Origin of the sequence: Streptantibioticus ferralitis, from assembly GCF_029223525.1 — a bacterium.
Lineage (GTDB): Bacteria > Actinomycetota > Actinomycetes > Streptomycetales > Streptomycetaceae > Streptantibioticus_A > Streptantibioticus_A ferralitis.
This window is the reverse complement of sequence record NZ_JARHTQ010000004.1, coordinates 121,805-136,757: the sequence shown is the minus strand read 5'-3', so window position 1 is coordinate 136,757 and position 14,953 is coordinate 121,805. Positions and strand designations below refer to the sequence as shown.

The window sequence follows — 14,953 nt, the reverse complement described above, 5'->3', positions numbered from 1 at the left end:
CGCGCTTCCCGCCGACGTCGCAACCGATCCGGCCGGAGAAGCCGCACCGACAGGTGAACGGTCCGCAGGGGAACAGGCACACCCACCAACCCCCACATGAAGTCGCACCCAGACCTTCTGCGACCTTCAGGGGTAAACCGCCCCAGAGGTAGCAGGCGGCTTCTTTTCCGATACCCCACCCACGGGAGAAGTCACCATGTTGCCAACCACCACATGCGGCATCGAGATCGAGCTGACGACCCAGGAGATCGAAGAGTGGCCCAAGGCGAGGGAGACGCTGGCCTGGCTGGGCCAGTGGCCGACGGGCGACCCGCTCGTGTTCTCCACACCGCCGTTGGACCGGGCGGTACCCGTCTGCCGAAGACTCGCGCTGCTGTGGCTGGACGCGGCGCGGATCCTTGATGAGGACACCCGGTACACCGTCCAGCTGGTGCTGTCGGAGCTCACCACCAACGCGATCCGCCACTCCGAGAGTTCCCGCGTCATCTGCCGGTTGTGGACATCGGGTGATGTGCTCTTCGTGGAGGTCCGCGACCAGGGCGGGAGATGGTCCACACCCCAGGTGAACCCGGCCGGGGACGCCAGGGACCACGGCCGCGGGCTCACCCTGGTCGCGAGTTTGGCGCGGGGCTGGGGTCGGCGCTTCGGCGCGGACGGCAGCTGCGCCGTGTGGGCCGCGGTGCCCGTTCCCCACGACGGACGGCAGGAGTTCCGCTGCCGACGCTGACCGGCCCCGCGAGCGGGCCAGGACAGCCGACGGTCAGTCTCGTCCACGTCGCCACACCCCCCAGGGCGACCAGGACGGCTGGCCGTCGGCGCGTTGTCACGCCCCCGGACGGCCGCGGATCGCGGCTCGGCGGTGTGCCGCGGACCGTGGTGCCGCTCCGGTCAGAGCCCGCCGAGCCACGGCTCCAAGCGCTGGCCCGGCAGCAGACCCTGCTCCTCGTAGGCATCGCGATCGCGGCAGCGGATCTGATACCCCTCCCGCTCGCGTTCCTGGAGCCGGGTCTCGAACTCCCTTACCTCCGCCACCATTGCGAACGGCTCCAGCCGGCGCCGGAAGTCGCCCAGGTACTCGGCGCCGATGTTGGATCGCAGCCCGCACAGCAGTTCCACCGCCTGTGTCGCCGTATGACAGGCCTGTTCCACCTCACGCGTCGCGACCTGGACGGCGGCCAGCAGCAATATGTCGATGACACGCCGCCGAACCCGGGTGTCCGGGTGTCCGGCGAGTGCCTCCTCGGCGCGTCGTACGGCCGGTTCCGGCTGTTCCAGATCGCGATGGCAGTGCGCCAACTCATCGGCCAGATAGGCCGCGCCGAAATGGGCGATCCACTCCGGATCATCCTCGGGGTGACCGCGTTCCAGCGATTCCACCGCCTTGCCCGCCATCACACCGCACGCCCGCGCGTCCCCGAGCAGCGCGTGCCCGCGCGCCTCGGCGGCGTAGAACATCGCCTGGCAGGTGGGCGTGACATGGCCGCGCGCGCCCTCCTGGGCGACCCTGGCCAGCTGTGCGATCTCCCGGGGGTTGCCCAGGGACGCGGCGAGATGGCTCATCCCGGCGGCCAGTACGTACCCGCCGTAGCCGCGGTCGCCCGCGGCCTGGGCGAGTCTGAGTGCCTGGATGTAGTACCGCTGGGCCAGACCCGGCCGTCCGGTGTCCACCGCCATGTATCCGGCGAGCTCGGTCAACCGGGCGGCGGCGGCGAAGAGTTGCCGACCGGTCGCCTCCGGATACGAGCCCGCGAGCAGCGGGGAGACGACGCTGTTGAGGTAGTGCACCACGATCGGGCGCACATGCCCGCTACCGAACCGGTGGTCCAGGTCCACCATCGCCTGCGTCGCCGAACGCACCGCGGTCACGTCCGACGCGCCGACCCGCAGTCCGCCGCTGCGCGCGACCATGGGGTCCGGGTCGGTGATCAGCCAGTCGCGGCTGGGTTCGACCAGCGCGGACACCGGGAGTGTCGCTCCGGTCAGGAAGTTGCTGCCGCTGGCGTCGTTCAGCCACAGTTCGCACACCTGGTCCACCGTGCCCGGCACGGTGGACGCGAAGTGCAGGCCGACTTCGGAGGCCGGGTTCTTGCCGCTTCCCATGCCGATCTCCTCGATCGACACCTTGCGGGCGAGCTTGCGGCCCAGCGCCTCGGCGATGATCGTGGGCACCCTGCCGCGCGGCTGCTGGCCGCGCAGCCAACGGCCCACGGACGTCTTGTCGTAGCGCAGGTCCAGTCCGTACTCGGCCCCGCACAAATTGACCCGCCGGGCCAATCCGGCATTGGATACTCCCGCTTCCTGAATCAGCGTTTGCAGCCGCTCATTCGGCTGGCGTGCGACGAGTGGACGGGCCGCCATGGTAGTTTCCCTTTCAAGGAAGCATCTGTATCCGTCGGGTGTCCCTCATCCCACGCGCACGCGTGCACCCGCACACATCGGTACCTGGCGATTATGCAGGCATATGCCAATAGAGCGTACGGAATCCCCCAAGAATTTGCATCGCAGTCAGCGCGAAGAGGGTTGACGGGGAGCGGGCGATTCACGCCTGGCTCCTGCGCGCTCCCCACGATACCCCCGTGCGCCCCGCACACCTCCTCGCACTGATTACCGCAAGCCGCTAATCGGTACCGGCCACCTATACCTTGTTCCGCAATCGCCAACTCCGGCCGAATGACGGACTCGCGGGCATCGCCGCGCGGAATTCGCCCGCACCAGCGCCGCCCGAATCACCGCGCGGGCGTTCCCAACTCGGCGCAGCCGCCGTGCTGTTCCGCCGCCAGCGCCGGAACGCCCCGCACCAGCAGGGCGCGCCGGGGGTCAGCCGTCCGCACGGTCCGCACGGTCCGGCTCCTGGCCCCGGTGGACGGTCCGTTCCAGGTAGCGCCGCCTCGCCGGGCCGACGATCTGGTTGATCCGGCCGGCGAAACGGGCGCGGACCTTCTGGAGCTCGCTGGCCAGTAACAGCCCCTCCACCAACCCTTGCCCCGTGCACCGCTTCAGGCATCCGAGGGCCGAGTCGTTGAACTGCGACACCGCCGCCCTCAACTCGGCCTTCTCGGCGGCGGTGCACTCCACCTCAAGGAGCATGCTGACCTGCGCAGGTGTCAACTCGTTCAGCAGCATCCATGCCTCCTTAGTCGATCCATGCCGGTACGCGACCAGTTACGGCCAGTCGACTTCCGTTCCATCGCCAACTTCCGTTCCGAGCCACCAGAACATCACTCACTGTATACATGTGACTCCAATTTGCTACCCAGTGTGAGGGGTGTGCGGCAACGGCGCTCGGTGCGCAACGCACGCGTGCGCGCGTCGGCGCTTCACATCATCACCAGGGTCGCGCAGGGGGGCGGACGACGACCGCATGCGGAGCCAGGTTCCGCCAACTGCCGTCAGCCGGTGGAGCGTCCGAGGCCGTGATCCGCCGAGGCACCCCTGCACACCGTGTCCGCAGAAGGCACACACGACCAGGAGTGACCTGGCGGCGCGGAGCACCGGCAAACCCGGACAGAGGCACGTACGGCAGGGCCCAACTGTCGGACCAAACCACGGGAATTGGGCAAATGTGCATGTGAAGAAGTCGTCACCATCCGGTGGACGATGCTGCACGCCAACGTAATGAGCTGCCGAAACGTTCACGGAAAACCCCGACCCTCAGCTGGCCCGGCGGCCCGCCGACGTGATTGCATTCTGCGACATACGGGAGTTGTAAAAAGAGGTTCCCGGTTTCGGGCATCAGACGACCGTTGCACCGGCCGGCTCGGCTTGACGTCGAGTTGGCCGACACCCATTCAGAACTTCCAGAACAACGAAGGGAAGCGCAAGTCATGCGTAAGGACTTCACGCCCCAGGTCGAGACCCGTGAGATCGACGACACCGAGCTGGACAACGTGTCCGGTGGCGTCGGCGCCCTCGGCCTCAACGTTTCGGGTGTGGTCGGGTCCGTCGTCGGCACCGTTGACTCCGTCGTGCCGGGCGTCGGCCCGACGGTCGGGCAGGTCACCGGCCTGGTCCCGGGCGTCACCGGTCTCGCCGGTCTCTGACGGGGACGATCGTCGCAAGACGTCATAGCCCGATGCATCACCCCTCAACCTACCGGTACATCTGAATTCCCGTAGAGTTGGCCATGGGCCTCGGAAGCTTTGTTCCGGGGCCCTTGGATGCCGTTGGCAGACAGTCGTCGGCAAACCGATACGAATGCAGTTGAAGGAATAGTCCGTGCAGTTCCGGCAAAAAGCGCTTGCCAAGCTGCAATCGCCCGAGGAGCTCGACGTACCGGTGCGTTTCGCCCGGCCGCAGGGCTGGCTCGTGCTTACTGTCACGGTGCTCGTTATGGCCGTCGCGGGATTCTGGTCGGTGACCGGCTCCGTTTCACCCGAGCTGAGCGCACCGGGGATCCTGACCCATGCGGAGGGCAGTTACGTACTGCAGAGCCCGGTAGCCGGCCAGATCACCGCCGTATTCGCCAACGAAGGCGACGTGTTGCCCAGCGGCGCACGGTTGTTGAGCGTGCGCACGGACCAGAAGGTCGTGACCGTACGTACGGTGGCCGCGGGCCGGGTGACCGCACTGGCGGCCAAGATCGGTGCGGTGGTGACCACCGGCGCGGATCTGGCGACGGTGGAGCGCATCGACAACGCCAACGACCCCCTGGTGGCCGTGTTGTACGCGCCGGCCAGCGGCGCACCGACGGTCCCGGTGGGCTCACCGGTGGACCTGACCGTCCAGTCGGTCCCGGCGCAGCGGTTCGGTGTGCTGCGCGGCCGGGTGCTGGCGGTCGGCCGGGTTCCCGAGACCCGGCAGCAGATCACCAGCTTCCTCGGGGACAGCCAGTTGGGCGACCAGTTCTCGGCGCAGGGCCAACCGGTGGCGGTCATGGTCCAACTGGACCGCTCGACGAGCACGAGGTCCGGGTACACCTGGTCGTCGGCTGGCGGCCCGCCGTATGCGATCGACTCCACGACGCTGGTCAGCGGCGCCATCCACCTCGCCGCGCAGCGCCCGATCGATTGGCTCCTGCCGTGACCGCACAGCACGACCCCGCGCCGCAGGCGCCGCCGCTCTCCGAGCGCGGACGGCACCGCCCGAACCAGCAGGGCGGCGGACGGCACCGTCCGAGCCGGGCGGCGCTCAAGCCGCCGCCGCGGGCGAGGCGCCAGAAGACCGTCCGCACTCCCACCATCCTTCAGATGGAGGCCGTGGAGTGCGGTGCCGCCTCACTGGCCATGGTTCTCGGCCACTACGGGCGGCATGTGCCGCTCGAGGAACTCCGGATCGCCTGCGGCGTCTCCCGCGACGGCTCCAAGGCCAGCAACCTGCTCAGGGCGGCCCGCGGATACGGCCTGACGGCCAAGGGCATGCAGATGGAACCGGCCGCTCTGGCCGAGGTGCGGGCGCCCGCCATCCTGTTCTGGGAGTTCAACCACTTCGTCGTGTACGACGGGATGAGTCGGCGCTTCGGCCGCGCTGGAGTGCACATCAACGACCCTGCCCGGGGCCGCCGCTTCGTGTCGCTGGAGGATTTCGACACCAGTTTCACCGGCGTCGTGCTGACCTTCGAACCCGGCGAGGACTTCCGCCGAGGCGGCCGCAAGCCCGGGATCACCGACGCGCTGCCCGCGCGGCTGCGCGGCACCTCGGGCACGATGCTGGCCGCGGTGCTCGCCAGCTTCCTGCTCGTCGTGGTGGGTGCGGCGGTACCCGCCCTGAGCCGTACGTACATCGACATGTTCCTGCTCGGCAACCAGACGTCCCTGCTGCCTGTGCTGTTCGCGTCGATGGCGGCCATGGTCGCGCTGACCGCCGTGCTGACCGCGCTGCAGCAGGCGAATCTGCTGCGCGGGCGCATCATCTCGTCCACCCTGAGCAGCGCCCGGTTCCTGCGGCATCTGCTCAGGCTGCCGGTCACCTTCTTCGCCCAGCGCAACCCGGCCGACCTCGTCCAGCGGCTGCAGTCCAACGACGCGGTCGCCGAGACGCTGGCCAGGGACCTGGCCGCCGCGGGCGTGGACGCCGTGGTCGTGATCCTCTACGCGGTCCTGCTGTGGACGTACGACCCGCAGCTGACCGTCATCGGGGTGCTGATCGCACTGCTCAACGTGGTGGCGCTACGGCTGGTGGTGCGGATCCGGGGCACCGGTGTGCAGAGGCTGCGCGCGGACAGCGCCCGGCTGACCAACACCTCCTACAGCGGGCTGCAGTTGATCGAGACCATGAAGGCCACCGGCGGCGAGAACGGGTACTTCCGCCGCTGGGCCGGTCAGCATGCGACCACGCTGGACGGCCAGCAGCGGCTCGGCGTGCCGAGTGCGGCCCTGGCCGTCGTGGCGCCCACCCTCGCGGCGTTCAACAGCGCGCTGATCCTGCTGATCGGCGGGCTGCGAGCGGTGGACGGCCATATCTCGATCGGTCTGCTGGTGGCCTTCCAGGCGCTGGTGACCAGCTTCACCGCACCGGTCACCCGGCTGAACGGAGTGGCGGGACGGGTCCAGGACTTCACGGCCGACGTGGCGCGGCTGGGGGACGTCGAGAGCTTTCCCGCGGACCCGCTGTACCAGCGCAGCGAACCGGCCGCGAGCACCCGCAGGCTCAGCGGACATGTGACGTTGGAGAACATCACCTTCGGTTACAGCCCGCTCGACAAACCCCTGCTCACCGACTTCTCGCTGTCGGTGGGCCCGGGCCGGCAGGTGGCGCTGGTCGGTGGCTCCGGCAGCGGCAAGTCCACCGTGTCCCGGCTGATTTCGGGTCTGTACCAGCCCTGGCAGGGTGAGATCCGCATCGATGGACAGCGGTTGGCGGACATCTCGCGCAGTTCGCTGTCCGCCTCGGTCTCGTTCGTCGATCAGGACGTCTTCCTCTTCGAGGGCACCGTCCGCGACAACGTGGCACTGTGGGATCCGTCGATACCGGACGAGGCCGTCATCGCCGCCCTCAAGGACGCCGCCGTCCATGACACGGTCGCCAGGCGCCCCGGCGGCATCCACAGCCGGGTGGAGCAGGACGGCCGCAACTTCTCCGGCGGCCAGCGGCAGCGGCTGGAGATAGCGCGGGCGCTGGTACGGCAGCCCAGCATCCTGGTGCTCGACGAGGTGACCAGTGCGCTGGACGCGGAGACCGAGCAGGTGATCATCGACAATCTGCGGCGGCGCGGGTGTGCGTGTGTGGTGATCGCCCACCGGCTGAGCACGGTGCGTGACAGCGACGAGATCGTGGTGCTGGACCACGGAACGGTGGTGGAGCGGGGGCGGCACGAGGAGCTGGTCGCCGCCGGGGGGCCGTACGCCGAGTTGGTCAGGGAGCGTTGACGTGACATCCGTTCACCACTTGGCGGCCACCGGCGCCGCGCCGGGCGACGTGGTGCTGCACGCCATGGGCGGCCTGGGCGATGCGGTGGACTGCACGAGCTCGCGCAGTCTGCCGCTGGAGGGGCCGCATGTGCTGTGGCTGGTCGCGGACGGCGCGATGGACCTGTTCGCGGCGGACGCCGTGCTACAGGGGCGATGGCATTTCCTCGGCCGGCTGGAAGCCGGAACTCTACTGCTCGGACCGGTCGAGGGCCCGCAACACACCCTCATCGGCAGGCCGTTGAGCGGTTGCGTGCTGCGCCGGATCCAACTGAGGGAGCTGTTCCGGCCGGAGTACGGCGACACCTGGTCGTACCACGTCCCCGAGGGGGGGCTCAGCCCGCTGGAGGACGCGTTCACCCGCGGTATCGGACGCGGCCTGCGAGTCCTGTTCGAAACGCCGCTGAACGGCCAACCGGCCAGCGAGCACCAGCAGTTGGCGGCGCCGCCGAGCGAGTGGCGGCCGACGGGCGACTACGAGTCGGGCGACGACGGCATCCTGTGGATGTCGGTTGACCCCGGCAGCCTGCAGTACGGCGCCGCGTACAGCATGGAGGCGGCCAAGGACCTGCTCATCGACGGCGCGCTGTGGCAGCGCCTGGTCGACCAGCAGGCCCGGCTGCTGTTCGCGCTGGACCGCTGGATCGAACAGCTGGAGCGCGCTCACGAGGACCGGACGGCGGCGGGCATCAAGGCCGGCGAGGCCGTTCGCGCGCAGGCGGATCAGGCGCTGCTGGCGTCCATCGACAGGTCGGGACGCACCTCGGCGGGTCCGGTCACGGAGGCTGACGACGCCACACTCGCCGTCTGCCGCAGGGTCGCCGCCGCGGCCGGAATCACGGTCACGGCACCCGCGCAGGGCGGCGCCATGAACGACCGGCTGAACCCGGTCGAGCGAATCGCGTTGAGTTCGCGGTTCCGTACCCGGGTGGTCAAGCTCGCCGGACGCTGGTGGCGGGAGAACACCGGCCCGCTGGTGGGCTACCGGGCCGGCACCGCGGCCCCCGTCGCACTGCTGTGGCGCCGAGGCCGGTACGAGGCGGTGGACGACACCGGCGCCCGGACGAGGATCGGCTCGGCCAACGCCGACGAGTTCGAGTCGCACGCGGTGATGTTCTACCGGCCGCTGCCGGAACAGCCGCTGCCCGTCTGGCGGTTGCTCCGCTTCAGTCTGCGCGGAACCCGGATGGACCTGCGCAACCTGGTCCTCGGCGGACTGGTCGCGGTCGTCCTCGGGGCGGTGGTGCCGATCGCGACCGGGCAGGTTCTGGGCACCTACGTGCCGAACGCCGAGAACAGCCTGATCGTCCAGACCTCACTGGCGATCGTGGCCACCGCCATCGTGTCCGCCGTGTTCATGCTGCTGGAGAACATCTCCATCCTCCGGATGGAAGGGCGGATCGAGGCCACGCTGCAACCGGCCGTCTGGGACCGGCTGCTGCGGCTGCCGACGAAGTTCTTCGCCGAGCGCTCCACCGGAGAGCTGGCCACCGCGGCCATGGGCATCAGCGCGATACGCCGCGTACTGTCCGGCATCAGCTCGGTGGCCGTACAGGCCTGCACGGTCGGTGCGGTGAACCTGGTTCTGCTGCTGTGGTACAGCCTTTCGCTGGCACTGACGGCGCTGGCGATGCTCGTCGTCATCGGCGCGGTGTTCCTCACTCTCGGCCTGTGGCAGTTGCGGTGGCAGCGCCGGTTGACCGTGCTCAACAACCGGCTCAACAACCAGGCGTTCCAGACACTGCGCGGACTGCCCAAACTGCGCGTCGCCGCGGCGGAGAGCTTCGCCTACGCGGCCTGGGCACGCGAGTTCGCCCGCAGTCGCGAACTGCAGCGGCGGGTGGGCCGGATCAAGAACCTGATCACCGTGTTCAACGCGGTCTATCTGCCGTTCTGCACGCTCATCATGTTCATGTTGCTCGCCGGTCCAGCCCGCGGTTCCCTCTCGGCGAGCAGCTTCCTCACCTTCAACACCGCCGTGACGATGCTGCTGACCTCGGTGACGCAGCTCACCGGTGCGCTCATCTCTGCCGCCTCCGTCCTCCCGCTGTACGAGCAGATCAAGCCGGTGCTCGACGAGGTGCCCGAGGTACGCGGGGGCAGCACGGCACCCGGCCCGCTGTCCGGCGAGATCGAGGCCAGGGACCTGTCCTTCAGGTACGCCGAGGACGGGCCGCTGGTGCTCGACAACGTGACGTTCCGGGTCTCACCGGGCGAGTTCGTCGCCATCGTGGGGGCCAGCGGCTGCGGCAAGTCGACCCTGCTGCGCCTGCTGATCGGCTTCGACCGACCGGTCTTTGGCAGCGTGCTCTACGACGGCCAGGACCTGGCGGCCCTCGACCAGGCAGCCGTACGCCGCCAGTGCGGGGTCGTCCTGCAGAACGCCCAGCCGTTCACCGGCTCGATCCTGGACTGCATCTGCGGTGCCGAGATGTTCTCCCTGGAGGAGGCCTGGGAGGCCGCCGAGCTGGCGGGGCTGGCCGAGGACATCAAGCGGATGCCGATGGGCATGCACACCGTGCTCTCCGACGGCGGTGGCACGGTTTCCGGCGGCCAGCGCCAACGCCTGATGATCGCCCAGGCGTTGATCCGCCGCCCGCGGGTGCTGTTCTTCGACGAGGCCACCAGCGCACTGGACAACGAGGCTCAGCGGGTGGTGATCGAGAGCACCCGCAAGCTGCGAGCCACCCGCGTGGTGATCGCCCACCGGCTGTCCACCATCATGGACGCCGACCGGGTGGTCGTCATGTCCGACGGCCGGGTCGTCCAGCAGGGGCCGCCCGCCGAACTGCTGGCCGACACCGGCGGCCTGTTCCATGAGCTGGTCCGCCGCCAGATCCACTGACCGCTCGCGGTGGGCCGGCCGAGTAGCATGACCGCAGCCAGGGGGGTTGCCGTGCCATCGGACGATGTGCTCATTCGCAGTCCGCGCGCCGCCGTGGCCGCGGCTGCAGCGCAGGGCCGTCCGGTACTGCGTCGCGGAAGCGGAGGCGGGCCTGGTGCCCGGCGAGATGCTGGCCGAGTCGCGTTACGCCGCCGCATCCCTGCTGCCGGCATCGGACCACCCCGCGGATGCCCTACAGCAGGCCCGCCACGCCGCGGAGTTGGCGCCCGAACGCGAGGACGTCCACGATCTGCTCGACGCCGCGCGGACGGCCGCCGCGCGCAGCGCCGCCGCACCCCGCTGACGAAGCAGCCGAGGCCGCCCCAGCGCGGGGCGGCCTCGGCCGGTTCAACTGGTGTGCGTCAGTTGACGGTGTAGCTGTAGGGAATCGCCGCCAGCACGGAACCGGTGGTTCCGATCTGGTTGTTGGCGGTGACCACCCCGCCCGGCGCGGACACCAGGTACAGCACACCGTGCACCGTACTGCCCTTGGGCCCGCGCGGGGTGATGGTGACCTGCAGAGTGCCGGTGGCGCCGGGCTTGACGGCGACCGGCTTGAGCGCCGGTGCCGAGGCGTTCGCGGCGGCGGCGAACGGGTCGTTGGTGCTGGAGGTGATCGCCGGGTCGAACGCCTGGGTGTGAGCGCTCGCGGTGATCGTCGAGGTGCCCGCCGGCGCCCCGGCGGCCGGGAACGGGCCGATCTGCTGCACGTAGCTGCTCCAGAAGCCCGGGACGACCGGCTGCGAGGTGCTGCCTTCGTCCTTGACTACCGAGACGGTCGAGCCGTCCTGCGCCTGCTTGAGATCGCCGAACGCGTCGGGCGAACCGCTGGTGGCGCCCAGTTCCAGCTGCGCGGGAACCGAGGAGGCCGCGACGGCGGTCAGCTTGTCGGTGCCGGGGGGCACCAGGAAGCCGGGGACCGTCGAGGTCGGGTGCAGCGGCAGTGCGACGGTGCCCGAGGTGACCTGCGGCACCAGCGGCAGGTCCACCATGGTGGCGAGCCGGCCGTCGGCGTGCAGCATCTGGGTGGCCGCGGTGTTGTTGGTGTAGGTCACGTTCACCGTGGTCGGCTTGCCCGCCGCCAGTTTGGCGGCCGCGTTGTTCGGCAGGCCGGTGGCGGTCGCCCGGTCCTGGTCCAGGCCGATCGTGCCGTGGAACGGCGCGTTGAGCTCGGCACCGCTGACCGGGTTGATCACCACCAGGACGAAGCGCCAGCGGCCCGCGGCCGGGTTGAGCGTGGTGGCCGAGACGCCCCGGGTGGTACCGGTGAGGTCACCGGCCGGGTTGATGAGGGCGTTGCTCTCGATGTCGATCGGCGTGCCGTTGGGGCTGATCAGTGTGCCCTGCACCAGCCCGTTCGGATCGCTGAGCGTGACGCCGACCCGGACGTCGCGGTGGCCGCGCGGCACGTCGAACGCATAGGTGAAGGACTGCGCGGGCGAGGCATCGCGGCCGTTGCCGCCGGTGACCGCGCCGCTGAAGGCACCGCGACCGCCGGACAGGTCGACGAGGCTGCGCAGGATCACCGGAACGCTGGTGGTGTGGCCGTTCGAGCCCGCGACGGTGATCGACTCCGCGCTGTCACCGCTGGTCGCCGGAGTGGTGAGGTGGACGTGCAGGGTCTTGCTCTGGCCCGGCGCCAGTTGCGTCACCTGCGGGCTCACCGAACCGGCCTGCACCGCACGCTGGGTGGCGGTGTCCAACTGCACCGGGCCGGTGAAGCCGTTGCTGCCGACCGGGGTGTAGAGGATCGCGGTCCACTCACCGGCGACCGGGTGCGGAACATCGGCGATGCCGAAGTTCGCCGAGACCGGGCCGCCCTGCGGACGGGTGTTGGTCTCCAGTCGGCCGGAGGGGTCCAGCAGGGTCAGCCGGACCACCGGGGTCACCGTGTTGGCGCCCGAGCGCTGTGCGGCGCCCTTCCAGGCGATCGACGCGGCGAGTCGGTCGGCACCCGGCGGGACGGTGAACTTCACGTCGTGGTGTACCCACGGCGCGCCGTTGGTGGCGTACGCGAACTGCTGGTCGGTGGAGGAGTTCAGCGCCACGGTCTGCCGCGCGTCCGCCAGCGGCGCGAAGGTACGGGTGGCGCCGTTCACCGTCTGGGTGGTGTGGCCGGTGTTGACCACGGTGACGTTCGCGGTGTGGTCCGAGCCCGGGTGGCCGGTGATGTCCACCTGGCCGGTGGTGACGGCGAGGGTGTCGCTCTGCCGCGCGCCCGAGGAGTTCTGGTAGCCGCGGGCGGCCTCGACGGCGCCGCGGACGTTCAGCAGGCCCGCGCCCTGCTCCTGGGCCGGCAGGCCGAGGTCCTGGGCGGTACCGGTGAGGAGTTGCTTGACCAGTTCCGGCGTCGGGGACTTGCCCTGGTGGCCGTCCCGGTAGGCCTGGATCACCAGGGCCGCCGCACCGGCGGTCAGCGGCGCGGACTGGCTGGTGCCGCCGAACGGCTGGATCGGGCTGCCGGTGCCGTTGAAGTTGGTGCACTCGGTGTACTCGGAGATCTTGGGCGAGCAGAGCGCCCAGTCCGCCTCGCCCGGGGCGACCAGGTCCACGGTGCGTCCTGCCTGGGTGAAGCCTCCGGAGGACAGCGCCGAGATGTTGTTGTCGGCCCAGGTGCCATTGGAGAACTGCGCCGCCGCGTAACCGGTCTGCAGGTAGGACTGGTTGTCCGTCGAGGCACCGGTGGAGATCACATGCGGATCGGTGGACGGTGTGCCGATGGTGCTGTTGATGCCGGCGTCACCGCTGGACACCGTCACGGTCACACCGGCGGCCACCGCCTGGTCGTTGAAGAGCGAGATGGTGTCGTGCGCACTGCTGTCCGGGGTGACATTGCTGCCGAACGACTCGTTGAGCACGTCGACATGGGCCTCCGAGACGGCGTAGTCGATGGACTGCAGGATCGCCGAGTTCGGGAACGTGCTGCCGCCTGCCTTGAGGGCCACCAGGGAGGCGCCGGGTGCGATGCCCTTGATGCGGATGTTGCATCCGGCGGGCAGCGGGTGCGTCGGGTTGACGAACTTCGACAGGTCGTAGCTCTGGGTGCCCTGCGCGACCATCGCCGAGGCGTCGCCGAACGCCTCCGCTGCACCGCTGGGCGCGTCCCAGCCATCGCCCGAGAAGTCCTGGTGGTCGATGACCGCGTGCGAGCCGTCAGGCCGTATGAAGTCGGGGTTGTCGGGGTCCAGCCCGTCGGCGATGTACGCGACCTTGACGCCCCTGCCGTCGGCGATGTCCTGGGCGCCCGGCGAGCCGGGGGTGCTCTCGACATGCGTCGAGTAGAGCGCTTCGGGCTCCAGCAGGGGCTTGGACGGGTCGCTCGGGCAGATCGCGTTCGGGTCCTGCTGCCCGTTGTGGGCGGAGCCCTGGGCCTTGGGCGTGCTGGCCCTGGGGCCCTTCGTGCCACCCGGCGCCACCGGCGGGGCGGCGTGCGGCGGGTTCACCGTCACCGTCTCGTCGGGGACCACCGAGGCGACCGCGGGGTCGGCCGCCAGGGCTGCCCGTAGCGCCGGACTGACCGTCGCGGAGAAGGCGTTGCCGACCACGAAGCTCTTGATCCGGGTGCCGCCGCTCGCCTTGACCTTCGCCAGCAACGGAGCCTGCGCGGACGCGGTCTGCCGCGCCCGCGACTTCAGATGCCCGGCGTCGGCCGGGACGCTCGGTATCTGGTCCTTCAGGATCACGATCACAGGTGTCGGTGCTCTGTTGTCCGAGACCGCCTGGGCGTTCGGTGCAGAAGTCAGCGTCAGCGGGGTGCCGTTCGCGGCCGTGCCGAAGGCCAGGACCATGGACGCGGCGGTGAGAGTGACGCCTGCTAGCTGCGGTTTGCGCCAGCCGAACATTGACATCCTTTCGTCTGATTAGACGTCAGGGGGTATTGCCAGGGCGCACGTACCGGTGTCGGACGCGTGCATGCTTCTGGAACACCCGTCCCGACAAGCTCACGCATTCCAGCGCATGGAAGACCTCCCGTAAAGAGGGCAATCGCGCAGTTGTGCACGCATCACGTCAACCACGCGCTCCAGCTGCGGTACCAGGTAGAAATGGCCGCCATCGAAGACATGCTCACGGAACCGGCCGGCGGTCCAGCGGTCCCACCCGCGGATCAACTCATGGTTGACAGCGGCATCCTGACAGCCCCACAGGGCGGTGATCCACGCCGCCATAACCGGCCGCCCGGTCGGCGGCCGGTAGGAGTCGACCAGCAGGTAGTCGTTGCGCAGCACGGGAGGAACAGCTCGCGTGCGAACGGCTGGTCGAAGAGCGCCATCGGGGTCCCGCCGTGGCGCCGCAGCGACTCAAGGATCTCCTCGTCGGTACGGGGACGGGGCGGCCCGCTTCCGGGATCCTCCACGGGCGAGTGGCTTCCGGGTGCCCGGCGGCCGGAGACGAAGAGGTCGGTGAGGCGGACGCCGCCCGAGCTCTCCAGCGCCAAGGCGGCTTCGTGGGCGATGATCGCCCCCATGCTGTGGCCGAAGAGGGCCGTGGTCATCGAGCCGTTGTCCGTCGCGCGCAGGGCTTCGGACACTTCGCCCACCAACGTGGCCGGATCGCTGACCAACGGCTCGGCCATGCGGGTCTCGCGGCCCGGGTACTGGACGATCTGCACCTCGGTGTCCTGGCCGAACAGTTCGCTCCAGGGCCGGTAGAAGTTCGCACCCCCTCCCGCGTGCGGAAAGACGACAAGTCGTCGGCCCGCCGTCGGCCGGGGATGCGGAATCACCAG

General features: G+C 69.7%; 8 protein-coding genes and 2 pseudogenes. 6 read left to right on the top strand and 4 right to left on the bottom strand.

Going from position 1 to position 14,953, the window contains the following annotated elements; translation table 11 throughout:
- Positions 1-196 precede the first annotated feature (196 nt).
- A complete protein-coding gene (locus P2L57_RS07920; RefSeq protein WP_275810538.1) occupies positions 197-727 on the top strand; it encodes an ATP-binding protein in 531 nt (176 codons plus the stop codon).
- A 269-nt stretch (positions 728-996) separates the two neighbouring features.
- On the opposite strand, the pseudogene P2L57_RS07915 reads toward P2L57_RS07920, so the two are convergent.
- A pseudogene (locus P2L57_RS07915) lies at positions 997-2,358 on the bottom strand (NsdA family TPR-like regulatory protein); the annotation flags it as partial.
- A gap of 459 nt (positions 2,359-2,817) precedes the next feature.
- Positions 2,818-3,123 carry a hypothetical protein gene (locus P2L57_RS07910; protein WP_275810497.1) on the bottom strand — a complete coding sequence of 102 codons (306 nt, stop codon included), beginning with the start codon at positions 3,121-3,123 and terminating at the stop codon, positions 2,818-2,820.
- Positions 3,124-3,824: 701 nt separating this feature from the next.
- On the opposite strand from P2L57_RS07910, the gene P2L57_RS07905 reads away from it, so the two are divergent.
- The 5 genes from P2L57_RS07905 (at position 3,825) to P2L57_RS07885 (ending at position 10,531) form a co-directional block, all read left to right on the top strand.
- Positions 3,825-4,040 (top strand): type A2 lantipeptide, encoded by a 216-nt coding sequence (locus tag P2L57_RS07905; RefSeq protein ID WP_275810494.1) that lies wholly within the window; start codon positions 3,825-3,827, stop codon positions 4,038-4,040.
- Positions 4,041-4,215: 175 nt separating this feature from the next.
- A complete protein-coding gene (locus P2L57_RS07900; RefSeq protein ID WP_275810491.1) occupies positions 4,216-5,022 on the top strand; it encodes an HlyD family efflux transporter periplasmic adaptor subunit in 807 nt (268 codons plus the stop codon).
- Positions 5,019-7,304, top strand: a complete 2,286-nt coding sequence (locus P2L57_RS07895; protein WP_275810488.1) for an NHLP family bacteriocin export ABC transporter peptidase/permease/ATPase subunit — start codon at positions 5,019-5,021, stop codon at positions 7,302-7,304. The genes P2L57_RS07900 and P2L57_RS07895 overlap by 4 nt, the downstream gene beginning before the upstream one ends.
- 1 nt (position 7,305) lies before the next feature.
- Positions 7,306-10,188, top strand: coding sequence for an NHLP bacteriocin export ABC transporter permease/ATPase subunit (locus P2L57_RS07890; RefSeq protein ID WP_372515644.1), 2,883 nt, complete (start codon positions 7,306-7,308; stop codon positions 10,186-10,188).
- A gap of 64 nt (positions 10,189-10,252) precedes the next feature.
- The gene (locus P2L57_RS07885; protein ID WP_275810484.1) at positions 10,253-10,531 is read left to right on the top strand and encodes a hypothetical protein; all 279 of its coding nucleotides are present in this window, start codon (positions 10,253-10,255) and stop codon (positions 10,529-10,531) included.
- 58 nt (positions 10,532-10,589) lie between these two features.
- Here P2L57_RS07885 and P2L57_RS07880 read toward each other — a convergent pair whose 3' ends face one another.
- Together P2L57_RS07880 and P2L57_RS07875 are read right to left on the bottom strand one after the other, a co-directional pair.
- Complete coding sequence (locus P2L57_RS07880; RefSeq protein ID WP_275810480.1) at positions 10,590-14,069, bottom strand: S8 family serine peptidase; 3,480 nt, start codon at positions 14,067-14,069, stop codon at positions 10,590-10,592.
- A gap of 99 nt (positions 14,070-14,168) precedes the next feature.
- Positions 14,169-14,950, bottom strand: a pseudogene (locus P2L57_RS07875) (thioesterase II family protein).
- Positions 14,951-14,953 lie beyond the last annotated feature (3 nt).